16 protein-coding genes are annotated in these 24,020 nt (G+C 71.8%); 10 read left to right on the top strand and 6 right to left on the bottom strand.

Annotated features, from left to right (window positions below; genetic code table 11):
* The first annotated feature begins 82 nt into the window (after positions 1-82).
* Positions 83-1,666, top strand: coding sequence for a phosphotransferase (locus tag HZZ10_RS02180; protein WP_179912233.1), 1,584 nt, complete (start codon positions 83-85; stop codon positions 1,664-1,666).
* Here the strand turns inward: HZZ10_RS02180 and HZZ10_RS02175 are convergent.
* The 3 genes from HZZ10_RS02175 to HZZ10_RS02165 all read right to left on the bottom strand — a co-directional run bounded on the left by HZZ10_RS02175 (position 1,624) and on the right by HZZ10_RS02165 (position 9,719).
* On the bottom strand, positions 1,624-5,130 hold the full coding sequence (locus tag HZZ10_RS02175) for an ATP-dependent helicase (RefSeq protein ID WP_179912232.1): 3,507 nt from the start codon (positions 5,128-5,130) through the stop codon (positions 1,624-1,626). The genes HZZ10_RS02180 and HZZ10_RS02175 overlap by 43 nt on opposite strands.
* Positions 5,127-8,474: an ATP-dependent helicase gene (locus HZZ10_RS02170; protein WP_179912231.1), complete on the bottom strand. Its 3,348-nt coding sequence runs from the start codon at positions 8,472-8,474 to the stop codon at positions 5,127-5,129. Before HZZ10_RS02170 ends, HZZ10_RS02175 begins: the two co-directional genes overlap by 4 nt.
* 63 nt (positions 8,475-8,537) lie before the next feature.
* Positions 8,538-9,719 carry a DUF3152 domain-containing protein gene (locus HZZ10_RS02165; protein WP_179912230.1) on the bottom strand — a complete coding sequence of 394 codons (1,182 nt, stop codon included), beginning with the start codon at positions 9,717-9,719 and terminating at the stop codon, positions 8,538-8,540.
* Positions 9,720-9,816: 97 nt separating this feature from the next.
* Here HZZ10_RS02165 and HZZ10_RS02160 point away from each other — a divergent pair, with 97 nt between their 5' ends.
* The 7 genes from HZZ10_RS02160 to HZZ10_RS02130 all read left to right on the top strand — a co-directional run bounded on the left by HZZ10_RS02160 (position 9,817) and on the right by HZZ10_RS02130 (position 18,346).
* Positions 9,817-10,491 (top strand): TetR/AcrR family transcriptional regulator, encoded by a 675-nt coding sequence (locus HZZ10_RS02160; protein ID WP_056129050.1) that lies wholly within the window; start codon positions 9,817-9,819, stop codon positions 10,489-10,491.
* 65 nt (positions 10,492-10,556) lie between these two features.
* Positions 10,557-10,781, top strand: a complete 225-nt coding sequence (locus tag HZZ10_RS02155; RefSeq protein WP_056129045.1) for a DUF3107 domain-containing protein — start codon at positions 10,557-10,559, stop codon at positions 10,779-10,781.
* Positions 10,782-11,001: 220 nt separating this feature from the next.
* The gene (locus tag HZZ10_RS02150; protein WP_179912229.1) at positions 11,002-12,297 is read left to right on the top strand and encodes an ABC transporter substrate-binding protein; all 1,296 of its coding nucleotides are present in this window, start codon (positions 11,002-11,004) and stop codon (positions 12,295-12,297) included.
* Between the two features lie 8 nt (positions 12,298-12,305).
* Positions 12,306-13,265, top strand: a complete 960-nt coding sequence (locus HZZ10_RS02145) for a carbohydrate ABC transporter permease (RefSeq protein WP_082543774.1) — start codon at positions 12,306-12,308, stop codon at positions 13,263-13,265.
* A complete protein-coding gene (locus tag HZZ10_RS02140) occupies positions 13,265-14,194 on the top strand; it encodes a carbohydrate ABC transporter permease (protein ID WP_082543773.1) in 930 nt (309 codons plus the stop codon). Before HZZ10_RS02145 ends, HZZ10_RS02140 begins: the two co-directional genes overlap by 1 nt.
* 83 nt (positions 14,195-14,277) lie before the next feature.
* Positions 14,278-17,085: a beta-galactosidase gene (locus tag HZZ10_RS02135; RefSeq protein ID WP_218928340.1), complete on the top strand. Its 2,808-nt coding sequence runs from the start codon at positions 14,278-14,280 to the stop codon at positions 17,083-17,085.
* 22 nt (positions 17,086-17,107) lie between these two features.
* Positions 17,108-18,346: an ROK family transcriptional regulator gene (locus HZZ10_RS02130; RefSeq protein ID WP_056129036.1), complete on the top strand. Its 1,239-nt coding sequence runs from the start codon at positions 17,108-17,110 to the stop codon at positions 18,344-18,346.
* 149 nt (positions 18,347-18,495) lie between these two features.
* On the opposite strand, the gene HZZ10_RS02125 is transcribed toward HZZ10_RS02130, so the two are convergent.
* Complete coding sequence (locus tag HZZ10_RS02125; protein WP_179912227.1) at positions 18,496-19,230, bottom strand: ferritin-like fold-containing protein; 735 nt, start codon at positions 19,228-19,230, stop codon at positions 18,496-18,498.
* Positions 19,231-19,539: 309 nt separating this feature from the next.
* Between HZZ10_RS02125 and HZZ10_RS02120 the strand changes: the two genes are divergently transcribed.
* Complete coding sequence (locus HZZ10_RS02120) at positions 19,540-21,345, top strand: DEAD/DEAH box helicase (RefSeq protein ID WP_179912226.1); 1,806 nt, start codon at positions 19,540-19,542, stop codon at positions 21,343-21,345.
* 174 nt (positions 21,346-21,519) lie between these two features.
* Here the strand turns inward: HZZ10_RS02120 and HZZ10_RS02115 are convergent, their stop codons facing one another.
* Both HZZ10_RS02115 and HZZ10_RS02110 read right to left on the bottom strand, forming a co-directional pair.
* On the bottom strand, positions 21,520-22,140 hold the full coding sequence (locus HZZ10_RS02115) for a MarC family protein (protein WP_179912267.1): 621 nt from the start codon (positions 22,138-22,140) through the stop codon (positions 21,520-21,522).
* Between the two features lie 5 nt (positions 22,141-22,145).
* Positions 22,146-23,000: a PHP domain-containing protein gene (locus HZZ10_RS02110; protein WP_179912225.1), complete on the bottom strand. Its 855-nt coding sequence runs from the start codon at positions 22,998-23,000 to the stop codon at positions 22,146-22,148.
* Between the two features lie 131 nt (positions 23,001-23,131).
* Here HZZ10_RS02110 and HZZ10_RS02105 point away from each other — a divergent pair, with 131 nt between their 5' ends.
* Positions 23,132-24,016, top strand: coding sequence for an alpha/beta fold hydrolase (locus HZZ10_RS02105; RefSeq protein ID WP_179912224.1), 885 nt, complete (start codon positions 23,132-23,134; stop codon positions 24,014-24,016).
* Positions 24,017-24,020: the final 4 nt, after the last annotated feature.

The following is a 24,020-nucleotide window of genomic DNA, read 5'->3' as shown; positions in this document are numbered from 1 at the left end:
GCCGCGCGCTCGACCCACCCGCACCCCGCCGGTGCGGGGTGCCTCCGGGCCGTGGGACACCCTTTGCGTCTACCGTGGGGAGGTGCCACGTTCACCGCTCGCTCTCGCAGCCCTCTCCACCCTGGCCGTGCCCGGACTCGACGTGCACGCCGTCCAGCCGTGCTCTGCGCCCGACGGCTTCGACGCCGCGACCGCGATCGACTCCGAGCTGCGCCGCTGGGTCGTCCGCGCGCCCGCGACTCTCGCGGCCGGCGCCGCGCTCGAGGCCGAGGTCGCCTTCCTCGCCGCCCTCGAGGGCTACGTCGACGACGGTCGACTGCCCTTCGAGGTCCCGCGCGCTGCCGGGTTCGCCCCGCTCCCCGAGGGCGGACGGGCTGTCGTCTACCCCGACCTGCCGGGACACCCGCTGCGGGTCGAGCGGATCGTCCCCGGACCTGGTCTGAGCGCGAGCCTAGGAAGGTCGGTCGGCGCGCTGCACGAGCTCCCGGTGTCCATCGTCGAGCGGGCCGGGCTGCCCGTGTACTCCGCGCAGGAGTACCGCGAGCGTCGGCTCTCCGAGGTCGACGCCGCAGCGTCGACCGGGCGGGTGCCTGTCGGCCTGCTGCGCCGCTGGGAGCGCGCGCTCGAAGACGTGGCCATGTGGCGGTTCAGCCCCACGATCACGCACACAGCGCTCTCGGCCGAGACCTTCCTCGTGCGGTCGGGGCAGGTGAGCGCCATCAGCGACTTCGCCGAGGTCCAGGTCGGCGACCCTGCCGACGACCTCGCGTGGCTGCTCGTCACAGCGCCCCACGACGCTGTCGACTCGATCCTCGAGGCCTACCAGCTGCGCCGGACCGAGCTGACCGACGCCCACCTCGTCGACAGGGCGCTGCTCGCCTCAGAGCTCGCCCTCGCCCGCTGGTTGCTGCACGGGGTGCGGACCAAGGACGACGAGATCGTCGAAGACGCCGTCGGCATGCTCGCCGACCTCGAGCGCGCCTCGACCGAGGTCGGGGCCTTCTCGGTCGCGAGCGGTCAGAGCTCTGCGGGTGCTGGCAGCCCGGCCTCCGGAGCCACGTCTCGGGCGTCGTCGGTCCACGCCCAGGCGCAGGACGAGGCGATCGACCGTGCCCGGGCCTCGCGCTCGACAGGGTCGACGCCTGTGGCGCGGGACGCCGCTGGGGGATCTTCGGCCGGGACCGGGTCTGGAGCGAGCGCTGGAGCAGATGACGCACCGTCGGCCGGATCGCGGTCGTCGTCAGGTGCCTCTCCGTCGACAGCTGCTGCACCCTCGTCGGGCTCCGCCTCGCAGGCGGACGCGGGCGGGGACGACACCATCGGAGACGACGAGATCCGGCTGCCCGACTACGGCAAGGTCGAGCCGCGCCCGCACCAGGACGTCGCGACAGCTGCGTTCACAGCCCCCGTGCGGGTCGTCGGATCCGACGCTGTCGCTGCTCCGTCCGGACCGCGCACCAGCGGGACACCGCGTGCTGGTGAGACTCCGAGCTCTGATCAGACACGGCGCACCGATGAGACACCGAGCTCTGATCAGACACCGCGCGCTGACGGGATGAAGACCTCAGGCCCTGGCGCCGTGCCGCCCCCGCCGACCGAGGCTGTCGCGACCGTGGAGCCCGATCACCCGCGCGGGGATCCCGACGGCTCGACGTCCGAGCGCTGACCGTCCCCTCGGACGAGGGCCTCGAGCTCGGCGAGCCCGGCGAGGCGTCCTGGGCGGACCGTCGTGTCGTCGGCGACGTAGTAGAACGCCGCCGAGACGTCCTCGAGCGGGGTGCCTGACCACTGCGACCAGGCGAGCCTGTAGACGGCGAGCTGGACCTCACGGGCACGGGCAGCCTCGAGGTCGCGCGGCACACGACCGGTCTTCCAGTCGACGACGACCACACCCGGCGCTCGGCCGTCCGCGCCAGGCCTCGCGGGATCGACGAACACGGCGTCGATCCGCGTGCGGGTGATGACCCCCGCGATCATGGTGTCGATGCCCACCTCGACGGCGAGCGGGGTCAGCTCGGCCCACTCGGACGCCTCGAAGGTCCGTTGGAGGTCGGACAGGGCGGTGTCCTCGTCGACGAGGTCGTCGTCGGCCCCCGGCATGTCGTCGAGGTCGAAGAGCGAGGTGGCGCCGTAGCGACGCTCGACCCACAGGTGGAAGGCCGTCCCTCGGCGGGAGTGCACCGAGGGCTGCCGCGGGACGGGGCGGCGCAGGGCGAGAGCGTAGGCCCCGCGGTCCTTGGCGATCTCGACGAGTCCCGACGCGGAGACGTGCGCGGGGAAATCCATGGCTGTCGCGGCGCTGCGCCGGGTCATCCGTTCGGCGAGCAGGATCTCGCTCAGCTCGGTGAGGTCGGTGCCGTCGCGGCCGATCACGGGCTCGACGCTCGCGGGGGCAGGCTCGTGCGTGACGTCGACGAGGGCGTCGAGCACGTGGTCGCGGGCGTTCCGGAGCACCTCGAGCGGGTCCGTCTGGGGTCCGGCACCGCCAGACGGCGCTCCCTTCCCGGCGAGCGGGCTCTGGGCCAGGTCGCCGTGACGTGCCTCGTCGGCCTCGAGCGGGGGCCAGACCGCTTCGTTGGTCAGCTCTTCACGGGGGTTCGTCGCAGACGGCTCGGGCTGCTCGGCGACCGTGAACTCGGCGAGCACCCCGGCCTCGTGGAGCTCTGCGAGGAAGATCGACGGGGTCGCCGGCTTGCTCGCGCTGCGCCACCACGCACCGGTGAGGAGCAGGTCGCTGCGCGCACGGGTGAAGGCGACGTAGGCGAGCCGGCGCTCTTCGGCGACCTCGTGCTCGCCGCAGCGCGCTCTGAAGTCGACCAGACGCGCGTTGAGCTCGGCCGAGTCCTCAGCGCCGCCGAGGGACAGCTCAGGCAGGTCCTGGGCGTCTCCGCGCAGCGGGAAAGGGAGCTCCCCGAGGCCAGTCAGCCATCCTGAGGAGGTCGGGCCCTTGTCCGTGCTCGCTCGGGTCGACGGGAAGGCACCGTCGACGAGCCCGGGGACCGCCACGACGTCCCACTCGAGGCCCTTGGACGCGTGCACGGTGATCAGCTGGACGGCCTCGGGGTCGGGGGTCCCTGCCGGACGGTCGAGTCCGCGCTCGCGCTTCTCGGCAGTCGCGAGCCAGGCGAGGAAGGCACCGAGCGTCGCGAGCTGGGAGGTGTCGGAGAAGGTCGCCGCGACGTCACGGAAGGCGTCAAGGTGGGCACGCCCCCGTGGGTCGGCGGTCGGTCTGCCGGCTCGTGCGTCGTCCCGGCTGCGCGCGGCGACCAGGGCCATCTCGATGTCGAGCCCGAGGGCACGCTCGGCTCGGTCCACCAGCTCGGGCAGGGAGAGATAGGTGAGGGCCCGGAGCTCACGCAGCATCGCGGCGAGCGAGCGCAGACGGGTCCATCCCGCTGTGGTGAAGGACCTCCCGTCGGGCCCGGTCCAGCCTTCGGGGGGCAGGTCGTCGAGGGCGTCGACGATCGACCTGTCGTCGGAGATGTCTCCCTCGACAGGCCTGTCCGCCCGGGTCCGTCGTCCGAGCTCGGCCGAGCGGCTCGCGAGGGCGTGCAGGTCGGACGCGCCGAGGTTGAGCCTGGGGCCTGTGAGCAGTCGCATGAGCGAGTCTCCGCGCGACGGGTCGTGGACCACCTCGAGCAGAGCGACGAGGTCGACCACCTCGGGGGTGGTGAGCAGCCCGCCGAGGCCGACGACCTCGACGGGCAGACCACGCCCGCGCAGCGCTGCCTCGATCGCCGGGAACTGGCTGCGCGCCCTGCACAGGACAGCGGCTGTCGTCTGGCCGGGTGCCCAGCGCTTGGCGACGAACTCGGCGATCGCCGACGCCTCTTCTTCGATCGTCGCGGCGTACACGCCGTGGACCGAGCCCAGGCCCGCTGTCGGACGAGGGTCGAGGGAGGGCAGGGAGTTGTCCGGGTCTGCGAGGTAGAGCGGACGCGACGTGGTGTTGGCGACGTCGAGGATCGCGAGGTCGTTGCGCCACGACGTGCTCAGCCTGTGCACCACTGCGGGACGGCCGTCGGCGTCGCGGAACTGCCCGGGGAACCTGGCGGGACCCGAGGCGCTGGCGCCGCGCCAGCCGTAGATCGACTGGTTGGGGTCGCCGACAGCGGTGACGGGGTGACCGTCACCGAAGAGTGCGCTCAGCAGGCGGATCTGAGCGTACGAGGTGTCCTGGTACTCGTCGAGCAGCACCACGGAGTAGCGGGCGCGCTCCCCAGCGGCGACGGCGTCGACCTCGAGGGCGAGCTGCGCGGCGAGGGACACCTGGTCGCCGAAGTCCACGGCGTCCATCGTGCGCTTGCGCCGCTGGAAGGCGTCGACGACCTCGAGGAGCGCGTGCCTCTCACCGAGGGAACGCGCGAGCTTGCCGAGGTCGGCGTGCAGCGAGCGGCGCTTGCCGCCGAAGGGCGTCGTGACGATCTGGTCGACGAGCGTCTCGATCTGGTCCCGGGCCTCGGTGACGGTGAGCAGGTGCTCGCTCAGTGCGTTCGACAGGTCGAGGACGGCCGAGACGACGGTCGACACCGCGGCGTCGGTCCCGAGGTCGCCGTGCCAGCTCTCGACGACGTCGCTCGCGACCTGCCAGCTCGACGCCTCGGAGAGCAGACGGGCTCCGGGCTCGCGGCCGATCCGCAGACCGTGGTCCTTGACGAGCGAGGCGGCGTAGGAGTTGTAGGTCGAGATGGTGGGGCGGTCGAGCGCGTCGAGGGCAGACCCTCCCGACCCGGCGCGGCTGCGTCGGAGCTGGCGCAGCCGGCGTCCCACCCTGTCGGAGAGCTCGCCGGCAGCCTTGCGCGTGAAGGTCAGACCGAGGACCTCCTGCGGCTCGACGAAGCCGTTGGCGATGAGCCACACGACACGGGCCGACATCGTCTCGGTCTTGCCCGAGCCTGCCCCGGCGACGACGAGCATCGGTGCCATGGGCGCCTCGATGACAGCGGCCTGCTCGTCGGTCGGCCTGTGCTGCCCGAGCAGGTCGGCGATGTCAGCGGCGCTGAGTGTCGGGCGGTGGCCCGCGCTCTGGTCCGGGCGGTCGCCCGCGTCCAGGTTCGAGCGGTGGCCCGCGCTGCGGTCCAGGCGGTCGCCCGCGTTCAGGTCCGGGCGGTCGCCCGCGGGGACGGTCATCTCTGCTCCTCCGGGAGGACGGCCGGTATGCCGAGGTCGACGACGTGCCGCCCTTCGGACTGGACGGGGCAGGCGCGGCGCACGCTGCAGGTGGGGCACAGGGAGTTCTCGACGGCTCTGAACCTCGCGCCGGCCATGGTCTCGGCGGCCTCGGTCACGAGGGTCTGCGCCCAGCTGCCCTCGGCCTCTCCGAGGGCTTCTTGGGTGCGTCGGGTGGCTCGCACCCCCTCCCCCACGAACACGAGCTGGGCGCCGACGCTGTGCACGTCCGGGCCGAGCTCGGGGAAGGCTCCGGACTCGACGGCGAGCTGGTACGCACCGAGCTGTGCGTTGGTCGACGCCTCGGCGACGCTCGGGATGCCCCGGCCTGTCTTGAGGTCGGTCACCCTCACGCCGTCGTCGCCGCTGCGCTCGAGCCTGTCGACCGAGCCACGCAGCACGGCGCGCCCGACCTGCACCTCGAAGGACTCTTCGACGAGCACAGGGCCGGAGATCTCGGTGTAGTACTCGGCCAGCCGCCGGATCATCGCGTCGGCCCGGCGGCGCGTCTGGGTCGCGGGCCAGCCGTCGGGCATGCCGAGCTCGTGCCAGCGGCGGTCGAGCTCGGAGGCGAGCTCGGCGTGCCCTGCGGCGGGGAGCTCGCGGGCGATGTCGTGGACGAGGTTGCCGACAGACTGCGAGAGGGCGCTGCCGGCGGTCCCGCCCGCGCTCTCGAGCGCCCAGCGGAGTGCGCAGCGGTGCACCTGCTCGACCTTCGACGGCGACACGGGGACGGTCTCGTCGGGTGCGCGCAGGGCAGCCGAGCTGGAGAGCTCGGCCGAGCCGTACCAGCTGGTCGGGTCAGCCTCGGCGACTCCCGACACCGTGAGCCTGGCGAGCAGACCAGCGACAGACCGGGCCCGCGCCGCACCGGCGCCGGTCCCCTCGGTCAGGGCAGCCGCGAGCTCGGAGCGCAGCGTCGCCACGACACCGCGCAGGTCGAGCGGGGCGGCGAAGACGTCCGGCGGTTCGCTGTCGCTGCCGTCCGCGTCCGGCGAGACGAGGTCGACGAAGACCGACGGCTCGGAGTCGACGTCGCGCACGGCGGTGACGACGAGTCGGCGGGTCGGCCGGGAGACAGCCACGGCGAAGGCGCGGAGCTCGTCGGCGAGGACAGCCCGCCGCGCGTCACGCCCTGTGCCAGAGGCGTCCTGGGACCGCCCGGAGAGGATGTCGACGAGGGCCTGCGAGCCGAGCATCGAGTCACGCAGGCGGAGGTCGGGCCAGGTGCCGTCCTGCACACCGGCGACGACGACGACCTCCCACTCGCCCCCGGCGGCACCTGCCGGTGTGAGCAGCTGGACGGTGTCCGACGCCGCCGCGCGCGCAGCGAGGTTGTCGGCGGGGAGGTCTTGGGACTCGACGTGGTCGACGAAGGCGAGGGCTGTCGCCTGCGGGACACGCTCGACGAAGGTCTCCGCGGCGCGGAACACGGCCATCACGGAGTCGAGGTCACGGTCGGCGCGGGCCGCGCCGGGTCCACCGTTGACGGCGATCGACCGCCAGCTCTCGGCGACCCCTGCGGCGTCCCACAGCGCCCACAGGACGGTCTGCGCGTTCGCACCCGGAGCGTCGAGCGCAGTGCGCCCTGCGGCGAGCATCTGTGCGACACGGCGCGGACCGCGGACCACGTCGGAGGGCAGGGTGACGACGCGGGCGGGGTCCCCGAGGGCCTCGACCAGCAGCGCGTCGGAGGTGCGCCCACCACCGCCCTCGAGCTCTTCGGCACGCAGGGCGCGACGCAGCCGGCGCAGGCCCACGGCGTCGATCCCACCGAGCGGAGACGTGAGGAGCTCGACGGCGACCTCCGGCTCGAGCTCTCCTGTCGCGGCAGCCCGTAGGGCGCGCAGCAGCGGCCGGACCGCGGGCTCGTCACGCAGCGCGACATCGGTCCCGACGACCGCGACGGGCACACCGGCCCCGCCGAGGGCACGGCGCAGGCGCACGAGCTCGGACCCGGAGCGGGCCACCACGGCCATCTGCGACCAGGCGGTCCCGGCGACGAGGTGCTCGGCGCGCAGGGTCTTGGCGACGTGCGCCTCTTCGAGCGCAGGGCTCGGGAGCACAGCGGTCTCGACAGTGCCGTCGTGGTCCTCACGGAGCTCGACGTCGTGCTCGGACCCGGCCTCCTCCTCGCGGGACAGCCCGAGAACCACGGACCGCGCGGGAGCCCGCCGGTGCTCGACCGCCCCGACCGACCCGATCTCCTGCGTGACAGATCGCACGGCCTCGCGCAGCCGCGCGCCGTGCCGCCAGACCGTCCCGAGGGCCAGCACCTGGGCGCCAAGCTCACCGACGGCCCCAGGGGCCTGGTCGAGCGACCGGCTCGACGGCGGCGAGCCCGCCGGCGACCGGCCGACGAGCGCCGGGGTCGCACCGCGGAAGGCCTGCGCGGAGGTATCGGGGTCCGCGAGCAGCACGAGGCGGGCTCCGTCGCCGGCGAGGACGTGGCAGAGGCGGGCGGTGGCTGCCGTGGCCTCTTGGTAGTCGTCGACCACGACGAGGTCCCACCGAGGCCTGTCGTCGTCCTGCCAGGTCTCGAGGGTGCGCGCGGCCTCGTCGACGATCCCGGCCGGGTCGTAGCGCTCCCCCGAGTCGGGCGTCAGCTGACGCAGCGCCATCACCGAGAGGTATTCGTCGTAGAGGCGCCCCGCAGCAGCCCACTCGGGGCGCTCGTGCCGGTGGCCGAGCGTCACGAGGTCGGCGGGCCCGAGGCCACGCTCGGCCGAGCGCATGAGGAGGTCGCGGAGCTCTTCGCGGAAGCCCCGCAGCTCGAGAGTCTCCTCAGGGAAGGTCGAGGGCCACCCGACGTCGGCGCCCTCCCCCGCAGCGTGCCCGGCGAGGAGCTCAGCGAGGACGAGGTCCTGCTCAGGCCCGGTCACCAACGTCGGAGCGGGCTCTCCGAGAGCCTGCGCGCGAGCGGTGAGGATCGTGAAGGCCGCCGACGGGGCCGTCCGGACGACAGCGCCACGCACGGTGAGCCCGAGTCGCGCGGCGAGGGTGTCACGCAGGTGCCCCGCGCCGCGACGGGTCGCCCCGAGCACGAGGATCTTGTCGGGCGAGGTGCCGTGCTGCTCGACGGCTGCGGCTGCGACCTCGAGCGCGAGAGTCGTCTTCCCCGACCCCGGGGCGCCGAGGACCAGGCTCACAGGCTGCTCGAAGACCGCACCGAGCGCGTGCGCCTGCGACTCGTCGAGCCGCGGTGCGCGAGACCGCGAGGCGACTCGCTCAGCAGACCCGTCGACGGCGTCGAGCACGTCGAGGGCCCCGGCAGCGACAGGCGGTCTGAGTTCCACAGACCGCATCCCATCACGAGCCACCGACACCTGGAGAACCGGACCACCGGCAGTCGTCCGGGCGGCGGCAGCCTACGGCCTCGGCCACCCGTTCGGCACGCAGCGGATGGTCGTGCCGCTCTGCTGGACCATCACGGGCGCGAGGGAGTCTGTCGCCCCGCACTGCTCGTGCCTGTGCCCCAGGACGTGGCCGACCTCATGGTTGATGAGGTACTGGCGGTAGGCCGCCATGTCCTCGCCGTAGTTGGGTGAGCCTTCGACCCAGCGGAGGTAGTTGAGCACGGCGTGGTCGGTCACGCCGCAGGACCACAGCCCGCCGGTGTCGAGCGGCGCGCAGAGCCTGTCGACGGTGCTCGGGCTGGCGAGGGTCACGGTGAAGGTGGCGTCTGCCGCGTCGGTGCGGGCGAAGGTGCGGGACCCGTCACCGCCCCAGCTGCGAGGGTCGTTGAGGGTGGTCAGCACGAGGTCGGCGACCTTGGTGCCGTCCACGTCGAGACCCTGCTCGACCTGGATGCGGACCGTGGAGACCTCTCCAGCACCCGGGGCCGGGCTCGAGCCGGGGACCACGTCGAGGACACCGGTCCCGGACTCGGGGACGTCTGCCGAGAGGATGCCTGCGGCGAAGTCGACCTCGTCGACACCCTCGGGCAGCACGGGCGCGACAGCCTCGCTCGCCCCGAGCTCGGCCACCTGGGCGGGATCGTCGGCCGCGAGGCCAGCGACGTCGCCCGACCCGGAGGCTGCGGAGTCACCGGCCTGCGGGCGGGCTGCAGCGATGTCGGGGAGCGCCTCGATGTCGAGGGGGTTGAGGGAGAGCACGCTGCCGGAGCCCGCTGCGCTGTCGGAGCCGGACCCGGACACCGCGGTGGCACTGACCCCCGAGCCCTCTCCGGCGGCGGCCTCAGGGGTCGGCTCGGCGAGGACGTCGCGCTCGTCGTCCCGGCTGGCCCGGTCGTCGGCCCGAGGCTGCGCGCCGGTGGCCGTCCCGGCAGGTGAGATCGATGCATCCGGCTGCTGGTTGTCCAGAGCCGACCACACGGCTCCGGCCCCGGTGCCCGCCAGCACGCCGGCCAGGACGACAGCCACGGCGGGTCGCACGCGCATCCCAGAACGGCGAGAAACCCGGGTTGACGTGCGGATCTGCCCGCTCGACCGCTCGGCGCGCAGCTGGCTCCGGGTGAGCCCCGACGAGTCTCCCGACTGCGGCGAGCGCGAGGCGTCGCGGGCGTCTGGGAGGGGTCGGGGGGTGGGCACGGCTCCCATGGTGCCAGAGATGATAGGCCGAAGGACCTAGTCTGGGGCTGTGGTCAACCACCCTGCACCCGATCCTCACAGACGGGCCAAGCCCCGCATGCCGAAGAACGAGCGGCAGGCGCAGATCCTCACGATCGCGCAGGACCTCTTCGCGGCCCAGGGCTTCCACCACATCTCGATGGACGACATCGCCGACAGGGCCGAGGTGTCCAAGCCGATCCTCTATCGCCACTTCCCGTCCAAGCTCGACCTCTACCTCGCCGTCATCGACGAGCGCGGGCAGGCCCTGGTGGACGCCGTGGCCCTCGCCCTGGTGCCCGTCCGCGAGGCTGTCGCCGCCGCGGCGGCGTCGGGCGCCGACGACGCGAGCGTCGACGGCTACGACGTGGTGCACGCCGTCGTCCGCGCCTACGTGGACTTCGCCGAGGGCTGCGGCGTCGCAGCCTCGCTGCTCTTCGAGTCCGACGTCACCCGTGACGACCTGGTCCGCGAGCGCGTAGAAGACCCGAACCGGCGCAACGCCGAGTTGTTCGCCGGGGTCCTCGAGTCGATCACCGACCTCACACCGGCCCAGACGCTGACCATCGCCCGGACGGCGACGGCGATGGCGCGGGTCGCCGCCTCCGACGCCCTGCGGGGTGAGCGCGCGGCCGATGCGGCCCGTCGCCCCGAGGACGCGGCGGAGATGGACACCCCTGAGCTCATCGCACAGTTCGCTTGGCGCGGAATTCACGGGATGGTGCGACGCGAAGTGCCCTCCGAGGGGCGATGATCGTCGGGAGACATCACGAGCACGGCTGACCGGCGGCGCTCACGACCTGAGGAGAGTGGGACTTCGTGGAGATCACGATCGGTGTTCAGAACCTGGCGCGCGAGATCGTCGTCGAGACCGACGCGACCGCGGACGACGTCGCCGCACGCGTGAGCGCGGCGCTCAAGGACGGCACCGTCCTGGAGCTCACCGACGCCAAGGGGCGCCGGGTGCTCGTCCCGGCCGCGACCATCGGCTACGTGGAGCTCGGCTCCGAGGAGCAGCGCAAGGTGGGCTTCGGCGCCATCTGAGGCGTCCGGACCAGCGCACCGCACGACCCGAAGGCTCCCCAGGCGCTCGCCGCCCGGGGAGCCTTCGTGCGTCCCGGCAAGGACCGCCTCCTCGGAAAGCGCATGCCGCACCCTGGACACCAGTTCTTCTAAGGGTTAATTTAACCCTGCGAGGCAACGGGCGACGACGCCCGGGGGCGACGGTGCCCGGCTCGCGACGATCGCAAGGAGGCGACCCACGATGGGCATCATGGACAAGGACTTCTCTCGACGCGGATTCCTGACGAGCACGCTCGTGGCGGCGGCCGGTGTCATCACGCTGACCGCCTGCGGCTCGGACAGCGGAGGCGGTGGGGGTGACGGCAGGCTCGTCATGACGGTCTGGGGCGGGGAGGTCGACAAGGCTGCCTACCAGGCGCGGATCGACGCCCTCGTCGAGGCGTACCCCGAGATGAGCGTGACGCTCCAGCTGATCCTCTCCGACAGCTACGCGCAGAAGGTCCAGACGATGATCGCCGGAGGCTCCGGCCCGGACATCATGCAGGTCGCCGAGAACGTCAACGTCTACTCGAGCAAGAACCAGCTGCTGCCCCTCGACGAGCACATCGCGACGGCCAAGCTCGACCTCGACTCGCGCTTCGGCCCCGTCGGCTCGGTCTACTCCTACGAGGACACGGTCTACGCGATCCCGGACCGCTCGGGCGCGGCCATCCTCTACTACAACAAGGGCCTCTTCGAGTCGGCCGGGATCTCGGCACCGACGGCGGACTGGACCTGGGACGACATGCTCTCGGCAGCCCAGGAGCTCACGGTCCCTGGCGAGCGCTGGGGCTACGCAGGCGCGGGCTGGTGGCCGCTGTGGTGGAGCTTCGCCCACCAGAACGGCGGGGCCATCATCGACGAGGCAGGCCGTCCGACCGCCGACTCCGACGCCGTGGTCGAGGCGCTGCAGTACTGCGGCGACCTCGTGTTCAAGCACAAGGTGGTCCCCTCGACGATCGACTACGCCAACATGGGCACAGACATGGGCGGTGACCCCGCCTTCGCCGCCGGTCTCGTCGCGATGAACACCACGGGATTCTGGAACGTCGGCTCCCTCGCGGAGCAGGACACCGTCGAGTGGGACATCGCCCCGATGTGGCGCGGCAAGGAGCAGGCCGTCGCGACCTTCGGCTCCGGCCTGGCGATCTCCCGGACCGCCAAGGACCCTGCGCTCGCCTTCAAGGCCATCGACTTCCTCACGAGCGACAAGGCCCAGCCCCTGGTCATCTCGATGAAGCAGGACGTCCCGGCGAACGTCGAGGTGCAGCAGTCGGACGCGTTCCTCTCGCCGTCCTGGATGACCGACCCCGTCAACATGCAGGCCTTCCCCGAGTCGTCGTCCTTCGCCTTCAAGTCGACGTTCATCCCGCAGTGGAACGAGATGCAGCAGGCCTTCACCGACGGTCTCGCGGACTTCTGGCTCGGCAAGCAGGAGGCGGCGCCCGCGCTCGCGACCATCCAGGAGCGCCTCGAGTCGATCATCCCGGCGAAGTAGGCCCTCCCATGGCCACCTCGCTCAGCCCCTCGGCGACGAAGCCGACGGAGCCACCAGCACCCGCAGCCCCCGTGCGACGGATGTCCACGAGCCGCAAGCGGGAGGCACGGTACTTCTACCTGTTCATCTCGCCGTGGATCGTCGGGTTCCTCGCCTTCATGCTCGGCCCGATGATCGCCTCGGTCTACTACTCCCTCACCGACTGGGACACCTTCACGCCACCGACCTTCGTCGGGATCGACAACTACGTGCGGCTCTTCACCGAGGACCCGATCTTCTGGAAGGCCCTCGGCAACACCTTCTACTACGCGGCGATCTCCGTGCCGCTCGGTCTCGTCCTGGGCCTGTGGCTCGCGCACCTGCTCAACAAGCAGGTCCGGGCCCGCAAGCTGTTCCGCACCCTCATCTACCTGCCGACGCTCGTCCCGCTCGTCGCGACGGCCATGATCTTCCAGATGGTCCTCGCCCCGGACGGCCCGCTCAACGGTCTGCTCGGGTGGTTCGGGATCGACGGACCGGCCTGGCTGCTCGACCCGGACTGGGTCAAGCCGGCGCTCATCCTGCTCTCGGCCTGGGGGGCAGGCGGCGCCACGGTGCTCCTGCTCGCGACCATGAAGGGCATCCCGAACGAGTTCTACGAGGCCGCCGAGATCGACGGGGCGGGATCGGCCCGGCAGTTCTGGTCGATCACCTTCCCGCAGGTCACGCCCATCATCTTCTTCAACCTCATCATGGGGCTGATCGGCGCGTTCCAGATCTTCTCGCAGGTGTACATCCTCACCTCGGGCGGTCCGAACAACGCGAGCCAGATGGTCGTCCCGCTGCTCTTCAACGAGGCCTTCTCCTACTACCGGATGGGCTACGCCTCGGCGATCTCGTGGGTCCTGTTCGTCATCATCCTGCTGTTCACCCTCGTCGCCTTCCGCACGTCGCGACGCTGGGTCTTCTACGAGACGGAGATGCGCTGATGGCCATCACGACCACACCGGCGGCGGTCACGGCGCAGACCACGCGGGCGCCGCGCGACGAGCCCGAGGGCCGCGGCCGCACGCTGCGGGCCTTCAAGGCCTCCCCCGCGACCTACGCCGTCCTGCTGATCGTCTCCGCGATCCTCTTCGTGCCCTTCGTGTTCGTCGTCTCGATCGCCCTGTCGAGCGACCAGACCGTCAACACCAACAGCTTCACGGTGATCCCCCGGGAGTTCGAGTGGGGCAACTTCGTCAGGGTCTTCACCTCAGACCTGCCGATGGGGCGCTTCGTCGTGAACTCATGTGTCATCGCGTTCTTCGCGGTGATCGGTCAGGTGATCTCGAGCTCGCTCGTCGGGTACGCCTTCGCCAGGCTGCGAGCGCCCGGCAAGAACGCGGTGTTCCTCGTGGTCCTCGCGACCATGATGATCCCCGCGCAGATCACGATGATCCCGCAGTTCATCCTCTTCAAAGAGCTCGGCTGGGTGAACACCTTCTTGCCGCTCATCGTGCCGAACTTCTTCTCGAACGCCTTCAACATCTTCCTCGTGCGCCAGTTCGTCTCGCGGATGTCCTCGGAGGTCGACGAGGCCGCGATGATGGACGGTCTGGGGTTCTTCGGCATCTACCGCCGCATGATCCTGCCGATGATGTTCCCGATCCTCGTGGCGATCGGCATCTTCACGCTCACCGCCACGTGGGGCGATTTCATGGGCCCGCTGATCTACCTCAACGACGAGTCGAAGATGCCGCTCGCCCTCGGCGTCCAGTACATCGCGAGCACCGGGCAGGCGCTGCAGGCACCACCGTGGAACTTCGTCATGGTCGGCTCGCTGCTGCTCACCGTGCCGATGATCTGCGTCTACTACCTCGGCCAGAAGTACCTCTACGAGATGAACCTCAGCGGCGGAAGTGCAGGTGTGAAGTGATGACCCCTTCTCAGGAACCTGGAGGCACGGCCCTTCTCCCCCACAGCCCTGGCGGGCAGACGGGCCCACGGCACAGACCCGGCGTGACCCTGACCGACGGGCTCCTCGTGATCGACGGCGAGCCACGCGTCGTGCTCTGCGCGTCGTTGTTCTACTTCCGCATCCCGCGGTCGCAGTGGCGCGAGAGGCTCGAGCAGGTGCGCGCGTCGGGGTACACCGCCGTCGACGTGTACCTGCCGTGGAACTTCCACGAGATCACCCCGGGCGTGTGGGACTTCACCGGAGAGCGCGACGTCGCGGCCTTCCTCGACCTCGCGGCCGAGGTCGGTCTGCTCGTGGTCGCCCGACCGGGGCCGTACATCTGCTCCGAGTGGGACGGCGGTGCTCTGCCCGCGTGGCTCACCCTCGACCCCGACCTCCAGGTGCGTCAGCACGAGCCGAGGTTCCTCGAGCAGGTCGCGCGGTGGTTCGACCAGGTGGTCCCGATCCTCGCGGCCCGCCAGCTCGGCGACCCGCTGGGCACCCAGACGACCGGCACCGGGGCGGGCGGGACCGTCGTGCTCGTGCAGGCGGAGAACGAGCTCGACTTCTTCGACTGCCACGACAGGACCGGCTACGTGGGCGCGCTGCGCGACCTTCTCGTCGGGCACGGCATCAGCGTGCCCGTCGTGGCGTGCAGCGGGCAGGGCGACCTGTACGGGGCGACAGGCGACGCGCAGGGCGTGGCCCCGGCCTGCAACTTCTACCCCGACGACACGTCCCCCGCCGTCGAGTCCGAGGTGCTCCGCTGCACGGCCGAGCTCGCTGCCCGCGGACTGCCGCTGCTGGTCACCGAGACGAACCGTCTGCACACGACGCTGCGCAGGCTGCTCGTCTCCGGGGCACGGCTGCTCGCGCCGTACCTGCAGGCCTCCGGCTACAACTTCGGGGCGACCCCCTCGGTCGGCAACTGGGGCGACCCGGGCAGCTTCATGGCTCACGACTACGACTTCGCGGGGTACGTGACCCCCGAGGGCACAGAGCGGCACGGCTTCCTCGAGGCGCAGCTGCTGGCCCGCGTCGTCGCGACGCTCGGTCCACGGCTCGCCGCGAGCACCCCGGCCACCGGTGCCGCGACCGAGGTCGAGCACGTCGGCTTCCCGACGAGCGACCACCTCGCCGCACTCGACCTGGCGGGCGGCGGCAGGCTCGTCGGACTGCCCAACCTCTCGACCGAGACCGGCACCGCGGTGCTGCGCGCGGCAGACGGCCCTGTCGACGTCGAGGTCGCGGGCATGCAGTGCGCCCTCGTCCTGGTCGACCTTCCGCTCGCCGGCTGGGGACGGCCGGAGACGCTGGCACTCGCGAGCGCAGACCTCGTGGGCGTGCGCGAGGGCGTCACGGGACTGCAGGTGGAACTGGTGTCGGACAGCGCGACCACCGTGGTGCTGTCCGGCTGCGGTGACGATGCGACGGTCGACGGGGGACCTGCCGGTGACGTGGTCCGCCTGACGCTGGACGGCGCCCGGCCCTCGGCCCTGGTGACCACAGCGGCGGGGCGCATCGTCGTCTCGCTGTCGACAGTCGCCGACGCGACCCGGCACACCGCGCCGGTCGACGCTCGGAGGTCACGCCACGAGGCCGCAGAGCCTTCCGCTGCAGAGCCTGGAGAGACCGGCGGCACAGCCCTCGGGCTGGTCCCCCTCCCCGCCGCGCGCACCACCCCCGCGCATCTCTACGACGACGTGGCACCGTCGACGCACGGCGACCGTGCACCGACGCTCGAGTCCCTCGGCGTCTACCGCGGTCGCGGCCGGTACAGGACGACGGTCGACGCGAGCGCGGCCGAGGCCGTGCTCCTCGTCGGGGCGAGCGACATCGTCGACCTGCGCCTGAGCGGCGCTGCCCTTGGCACCACCGACGAGGTCCTGCCCTCCGTCGCGCGCTTCGGAGCGGCGCACCTGGTCGACCTGGGCCACCGCCACGGCGAGGTCGACCTCACCGCAGACGTGGAGATCTGGGGGCACGCCAACTTCGACGACCACAGGCTCCCGGCGCTGCGGCTCGGATCGCTGCGCGGGGTCGGCGAGGCCTACGCCGTCGAGTCGGTCATCGACGTCACGGCCGGATGGGAGGTCGCGACAGCTGACGCCGAGGGCCTCTCGGGTGATCTTGCGGGTGACGTCTCGGCGCCCTCAGCCTCCTCCTGGCCGGGCCGCGGACCGCGGCCGCTCCGCACGCTCGGCGGGTGGTCGAGCACACGGCTCGGCGCTCCGCTGAGCTACACGCAGTCTGTCGTCGTCCCGCACGGCACCCGGCCGGCGCTGCGTCTGCACGGCCAGACGCGGCCTGTCCACGTCGCCGTCGACGGACTCCCGTCCGTCCTCGTGCACCCCGTCGACCCGTGGCTCGTGCTCCCCGACGCTCCGGCGGTGAACGGCTCAGGTGCCCGGCACCACCTCGCGATCACCTGGCCCCACGACCCGTCGCAGCCGGGGATGCGGGCCGAGATCCTCGTGCTCAGGCCGCTGACGACGTGGGAGGTCGCTCCTCTGACCGAGCACAGCCTCGACGAGCAGGCTGCCGCGCGCCGGTCGGGGACTACCGTCGACCTGCCCGTCGAGCTGGATGCGGGCGAGGATCTGTGGCTCGATCTCGACGTGCCCACGAGCCCGACGGGGCTGCGGCTGCAGCTGGCCGGGCACCAGGTCCGGGTGACGGCGTGGCTGGGCGGCCGCAGCCTCGGGCGAGTGTGGCTCGGCGACCAGGCCCGACCCGTCGTGAGCGGCGGCGACCCGGAGTCGCTGTGGACCCCCGACGTCCCGGCCGGATCTGTCCTCACCCTGCTGGTCCACGGGACCGCGGGCGACCTCCCGCCGAGGCTCGACAGCGTGGCACTATCAGCACCATGAACCCAGCAGGTGGCGGTGCGCCATGAGCAGACGGACCGCTCGTGACCTGCGCTCCGAGAGCCGGATGGCGGTGCTCCGGGCGTTCTTCACGCTCCGCACCGCCACCCGGCAGGAGCTGTCCCAGCACACAGGCCTGAGCGTCGCGACGGTCTCGACGCTGGTCAAGGAGTTCCTCTCCGCAGGTGTCGTGCAGATCGAGGCCATGGTGTCGACAGGGGTCGGCCGTCCCCTTGAGCTGCTGCGTCTCGACCCGGGGCGCGGCTACCTCGTGGGGGTCGACGTCGCCGAGACCTACGTCGAGACGACGGTCTTCGACCTCAGCCTCGAGCCCCGCGGGACGGTCTCTGTCCCGCTCGACGAGCACCTCAACTCCCCCCAGTACGTGGTCGACGGGATCCGTCTCGCCGTCCACGGCGTGCTCGCCCTCGCGTCGATCGAGGCGTCCTCCGTGGTCGGGGTCGGCGTGAGCCTGCCCGGGCAGGTCCAGCCCGACCTCGGCGTCTCGGTCTTCGCGCCGAACTGGGACTGGCACGACGTCCGCATCAAAGACCTGCTGACCGACGACCTCGGCATGCACGTGCACGTCGACAACCCGCTCAAGGCCATCACCGTCGCCGAGCTCTGGTTCGGGGCCGGCCGCGAGCACCGCGACCTGGCGATCGTCAACCTCGGGACCGGTGTGGGCTCGGGCTTCGCGCTCAACGGCGAGCTCGTGCGCGGGGTGAGCAACAACGCGGGCGAGTGGGGTCACACGCTCCTCGTCTTCGAGGGGCGGCTGTGCAGGTGCGGTCGGCGCGGCTGCGTGGAGGCCTACGTCGGGGTCGGCGGGCTGATGGCGACCCTCGCCGAGATCCAGCCTGCGCACCCCGCACTACGGATCACGCAGCAGAAGCCTTTTGTCGACGCCGTGCAGTCGGGGCTCGTCTCGGGCGACGGGGCGATGGTCGAGCTCGTCGACAGGACGGCCCGGTACCTGGCGGCGAGCCTGGGCGACCTCGTCAACATGATCAACCCCGAGCACGTGGTGCTCACGGGCTGGACCGTCGCCCGCCTCGGAGACTGGCTCATCCCCCTCGTCCGCGAGAAGATCCAGCCGGCCGCCCTGGCGAGCAGCCTGGCCGTGCTGACCATCAGCGCGTCGGCCCTGTCGTCGAGCACCGTCGCCCTCGGGATGAGCACGCTGACCCTCGAGCACTTCCTCGCGGCTGTCGGTCTGCCCAGCAGCGCCGGGACCACAGGCAGCAGCACCGCCGCAGGCTGAGCGCCGGAGCCCGACCGAGGTCTACGCCCAGCCGCGGGACCTCGGACGTACGGTCGGCCTCAGGCTGGAGGTGTGCAGGTCGCCCTGAGCAGGTTGGCCGAGCAGGTTGGGCCGAGCAGGTCGGGCCGAGCAGGGAGGGCGAGCCGCCCTCAGGCCGTGAGCCCGATGCGCCCCATCCGGCGCGAGTGCGCCGCGGTGAGGTGCGAGAACAGCTTGGCGCCCGAGGTCGACTGCTCGGCCGGGTCGACGGGCTCGCAGGCGAGCACGCGGACGAGGCCCGGTCGTGCGCTGAGCAGGTCGTTGACGAAGCCGAGGGCCTCGCCGACCAGGCGGCGTCCCCACAGGGCGAGCCTGGACCCGAGGACCTCGTCGGCGGCTGCGGCTGCAGCGAGCTGCTCGGCCGCGAGCGCGTCGGGCGCGAAGGACTCGAGCGCCGCGTCGATGACGGCCCGGCTGGGTCCGTCGAACCGCTCGGCGAGGACCTGGAGGAAGTCGTGGGCGACCCCGAAGCCCACGTAGCCCTTGAGCAGGCCCTCCCACCAGGTGCTGGGTGCTGTGCGGTCGACGAAGTTGTCGAAGCTGCCGACGAAGGACCCGAGCCGGTCTGTGGCGTCCTCGCCGAGGGTCGTGATGCGGTCGAGGACCTCGCCCTGCCCCGCGAGGGCTGCGGAGGCGAGGTGGGCGAGCTGGAGGCAGGTGTCGAAGTCTTCGGCGTGGCGGGAGTCGCCGGCGAGCTGGGTGAAGGCGGCGAGCTGGCCGTAGGCGACGAGGCCGAGGAGCTCGCACTCGTCGGCGACGCTCGGCGGGGTGCGCAGACCTGGGCTGACCTGCGACGTCGCAGGCGCTGTGGGCGCCGGGTGGACCGGTGCGTGTGCTTCGCTCATCCGACCAGGATAGGCCGGTCGGTGGCGCCCTCGGCTCGGGGCGTGCGCGAGGACCGTCGCCAGCGGCAGGAACCTGCCCGTCGTGGGCGTCGTCGGCTAGACTGCACCCTGTACAACGGTTGCCCGGTCGTCTCGACCCTCGTCGTGCGCTACGCCCCGCTGCGTGGATGCCGCCCGACACCGCCTATCTACGATCGGCTGCCGGCCACAGGCGAGCTTGCCCGTCCTGACACCGGAACGTCGTAGACCTGTCTGCGCCGTGGCCCCTGCAGCGACGTGTGGCGCCGCCCAGACATCACATGAGGCAACGTGACCAGCTCTACTTCCAGCAGCGTGCAGGCTGCAGACGTGACATTCGGCGACTTCGGTGTCCGCCCCGAGATCGTCCAGGCCCTCGCCGACGCCGGCATCGTGGCTCCCTTCCCCATCCAGGCGATGACGCTGCCGGTGGCGATGGCGGGGCACGACATCATCGGCCAGGCCAAGACGGGAACCGGTAAGACCCTCGGCTTCGGCGTGCCGCTCCTCCACCGCGTCGTCGCACCGGGTGAGCCCGGGTACGACGAGCTGCCCGCACCGGGCAAGCCGCAGGCTCTTGTCATCGTCCCCACGCGCGAGCTCGCCGTGCAGGTCGCCAAGGACCTCGACGCGGCGTCGACCAAGCGGTCGGTCCGCATCGTCCAGCTCTACGGCGGCCGTGCCTACGAGCCGCAGGTCAAGGCGCTCGAGCAGGGCGTCGAGGTCGTCGTCGGCACCCCGGGACGCATGATCGACCTGCTCAAGCAGGGCTTCCTCGACCTCACCCGCGCCCAGTGCGTGGTGCTCGACGAGGCCGACGAGATGCTCGACCTCGGATTCCTGCCCGACGTCGAGAAGCTGCTCTCGCGCACCCCGGCCGTGCGCCACACGATGCTGTTCTCGGCGACCATGCCGGGTGCTGTCGTCGCGATGGCCCGCCGGTACATGAAGCAGCCGACGCACATCCGCGCGAACGACCCCGACGACGGCGGCCAGACCGTCAAGAACATCAAGCAGGTCGTCTACCGCGCCCACGCCCTCGACAAGGTCGAGGTGCTCGCCAGGATCCTGCAGTCCGAGGGCCGTGGCCTCTCGATCGTCTTCGCGCGGACCAAGCGCACGGCGGCCAAGGTCGCCGACGAGCTCGCCGACCGCGGTTTTGCCTCCGGTGCGATCCACGGAGACCTCGGCCAGGGCGCCCGCGAGCAGGCGCTGCGCGCCTTCCGCTCGGGCAAGATCGACGTCCTCGTCGCGACCGACGTCGCCGCCCGTGGCATCGACGTGGACGAGGTGACCCACGTGGTCAACTACCAGTGCCCCGAGGACGAGAAGACGTACCTGCACCGCACAGGCCGCACGGGCCGCGCCGGGCACAAGGGCACTGCGGTGACCTTCGTCGACTGGGACGACCTGCCCCGCTGGTCGCTCATCAACAAGGCGCTCGACCTCGGCATCCCCGAGCCCGTCGAGACCTACTCGACGTCCCCGCACCTCTACACGGACCTCAACATCCCCGAGGGCACCAAGGGCCGTCTGCCGAAGTCGGCCCAGACGCGTGCCGGCCTCGACGCGGAGACCCTCGAAGACCTCGGCGAGACCGGCAAGCGCGGAGCGGCCCGCCCTGCGCAGTCCGGTGGTCGTGGCGACTCGGCTCGCGGTGACTCGAGCCGGTCCGACTCTGGCCGTGGCGGTCGCTCGGGCGAGCGCTCCGGCGGTCAGGGCGGACGCAGCCACGGCGGTCGCGACAGCGCACGACGTGACGACGCCCCCCGTGACGACGCTCCCCGTGACAGCGCCCCGCGTCAGGCTGAGTCGGCTCCTCGTGCTGAGCGTGCCGCCGAGGGTCCTGCGGCAGGCGAGGCACCGGCCGAGGGCACCCGTCGTCCGCGGACCCGTCAGCGCACCCGCACCACGGGGACGGCCGCGAGCAGCACGGGCTCGACGGATGCTCCCGCCTCCGCCCCGTCCGAGCAGCCCTCGAGCACGCCGAGCACCGACGGCGAGGGCACCCGCCCGCGCCGTCGTCGTCGCCGGCCGGCTGGCGCCTCGGGCGCTTCGGAGCAGGGCCGCAGCCCGGAGGCCCCGGTCTCTGCCTGACGGTCCGAGCCCCAGCAGCACCTAGCAGCACAGCGAGAGCGGCGGTCCCCGACGGGGCCGCCGCTCTCGGCGTCTGCGGGTGTACCCGGTCAGACGACGACGAGGCCTGCACCCGCCGTCAGACGGGTGCAGGCCTCGCACGCTGAGCGGCCTCTTCGAGGCCGCCGTCGCCCGCTACGCGGTCTGGACGAAGGCGATGACAGCGTCCGCGATGAGCTGGACGGCGATGGCCGCGAGCAGCAGACCCGCGATCCGGGTGACGAGCAGCGTGCCGCCCTCGCCCAGCAGCCTGTGCACGACGCTCGCGAAGCGCATCGCGGCCCACAGGCACACGCACACGAGGACGAAGCCGACGAAGATCGAGGTGAGGTCGCGGACGTCGCCGTCGGCGCGCTGCACGAACAGCATCGAGGCGACGATCGCACCTGGGCCGGCGAGCAGCGGGGTACCCAGCGGGACGAGGGCGACGTTGACGTTCTTCGAGCTGGCGGTCGGCTCTTCCATCTTGCCGGTGAGCAGCTCCATCGAGATGAGGAACAGCAGCACACCGCCCGAGGCCTGGAGCGCGGGGATCGAGATGTGCATGTAGGTGAGCAGCTGCTGCCCGAAGACTGCGAAAGCGAGGATGACACCGGCGGCGACGAAGATCGCGGTCCGGGCGGCCTTGGCGCGCTGCTTGTGCGTCATGGCGCTGGTGAGCCCGAGGAAGATCGGCACCGTCCCCGGGGGGTCCATGATGACGAACAGGGTGATGAAGACCTCGATGAACAGACGAGCGTCGAACACGGCGTCCAAGGCGCTCACGGGCGGATCACGTCACTACGACCTATCTCTTCGATCTGGGCGAGCACCTCGGGGTGTGTGGTGTTCTCGCCGAGCCGGTTGGGTTTTCCGGCTCCGTGGTAGTCGCTCGAGCCGGTCACGAAGAGACCGAGGGACCGGGCAATCATAGTGAGTCGGCGCTGCTGGTCCGGACCGTTGTCGCGGTGGCGCACCTCGAGCCCGACGAGCCCTGCGGCGGCCATCTCCTCGATGACGGCGTCGCCGACCACCCGGCCTCGCAGGTCTGCCCCAGGGTGCGCGAAGACGGGTACCCCGCCGGCCGCCCGCACGGCCCGGATCGCGTCGATCGCGTCGGGGGCGTAGTGCGGCACGTAGTAGTCGGAGCCTGTGCGCAAGATCGTGGCGAAGGCCGCAGACCTGTCGGGGGCGTAGCCGGCGTGCACGAGGGCATCGGCCAGGTGCGGTCGCCCGATCGTCGTGCCCGGCTCGGTCTGGGCCAGGATGTCGTCCCACGTGAGGTCGAAGTCTCGGCTCAGCAGCTCGACCATCGTCCGCGCCCGTTCGGACCGCGCCCGGCGCACCTCGTCGTTCTGCGCCACGAGGACCGGGTGCTCGGGGTCGTGGAGATAGCTGAGCAGGTGGACGCTGATGCCCTCGGACCTGGCCGACACCTCGGTGCCGCGGACCAGCGCGACCCCCGTCCGCAGCGACGCCTCGGCGGCCTCGGCCCAGCCCGACGTCGTGTCGTGGTCGGTGAGCGCGACGACGTCCAGACCTGCGGCTGCCGCAGACTCCACGACACCGCCGGGACTCTCCGTGCCGTCCGAGGCGTTGGAGTGGGTGTGGAGGTCGATCAGGAGGTCGCTGGGCACTCGCACACTCTACTTTCACGGCACGTGCCCGGGCCGCGCGCCACGTGCGCAGCCCCCGGTGCGATCCTGGTCGGCGGCCCTCGCTGGTCCTCGACCAGTACTTACCCGACCGAGAGAACAGGTGGAACACCGTGCAGCGTCCGGCGATCGTCTTCATCCACGGGGTGCGCAGCTCGAGCGCGCTCTGGGAGCCCCAGCTCGAGGCCGTGCGGGCCGAGGGCTACGAGGCCGTCGCCGTCGACCTGCCGGGGCACGGCTCACGACGTGACGAGCGCTTCACCCTCGAGGGAGCGCTCGACGTGGTCGATGCAGCCGTCGCCTCGGTCGGCGGGGGCACGGGCCCCGTGGTCGTGGCGGGCCTCTCGCTCGGTGGCTACGTCACCCTCGAGTACGCGGCGCGTCGCCCTGCACGGCTCGTCGGCGCTGTCGCGTCGGCCTGCACCTGCGACCCGCACGGCAAGCCCGTGCTGCTCTACAGGGACGCGGCGCACCACGTCGCGCGGACCCTGACGTCGGTGCGTGCGCACCTGCCCGTGCTGCCGCGACGACCGCGCGCGTCAGCGGTGGGGCGGGCCGCGGGGCTCCCCGTCACGGCAGCTGCCGCGGAGCACGCCGGCGGCCCGGTGCGGCTGGACGGCGCCACAGCCTTCAGGCCCGGCTGGGACGTGGTCACCGACATGCTCGGACAGCTCGCCGGGCGGTCCGCCGTCGAGAGCGCCTCGAAGATCGACGTCCCCCTGTGGTTCGTCAACGGCAAGCGGGACCACATGCGCCTCGAGGAGAAGAAGTACCTCGCCGCCGCGCCGCACGCCCGGCTGGTCGTGATCCCCGGCGCCGGCCACGACGTGAGCTCGGAGGCCCCGGACGAGTACACGGCGGTCCTGCTCGGGGCCCTCGCGGACCTCGAGGCAGGCCGGGCCCGCACCCCGGCGCAGGCCCCGGCTCCCGCGGGCTCCCACCAGCGCACCCACCACCAGGGACCATCGGTGGCTGTGCCGGACGCCTCCGTGGTGTGAAGAT

Source organism: Sanguibacter inulinus (assembly GCF_013415325.1).
GTDB classification, from domain to species: domain Bacteria; phylum Actinomycetota; class Actinomycetes; order Actinomycetales; family Cellulomonadaceae; genus Sanguibacter; species Sanguibacter inulinus.
Note: the sequence above shows the minus strand (reverse complement) of the source record. Positions and strands in the feature narration are given on the sequence as shown.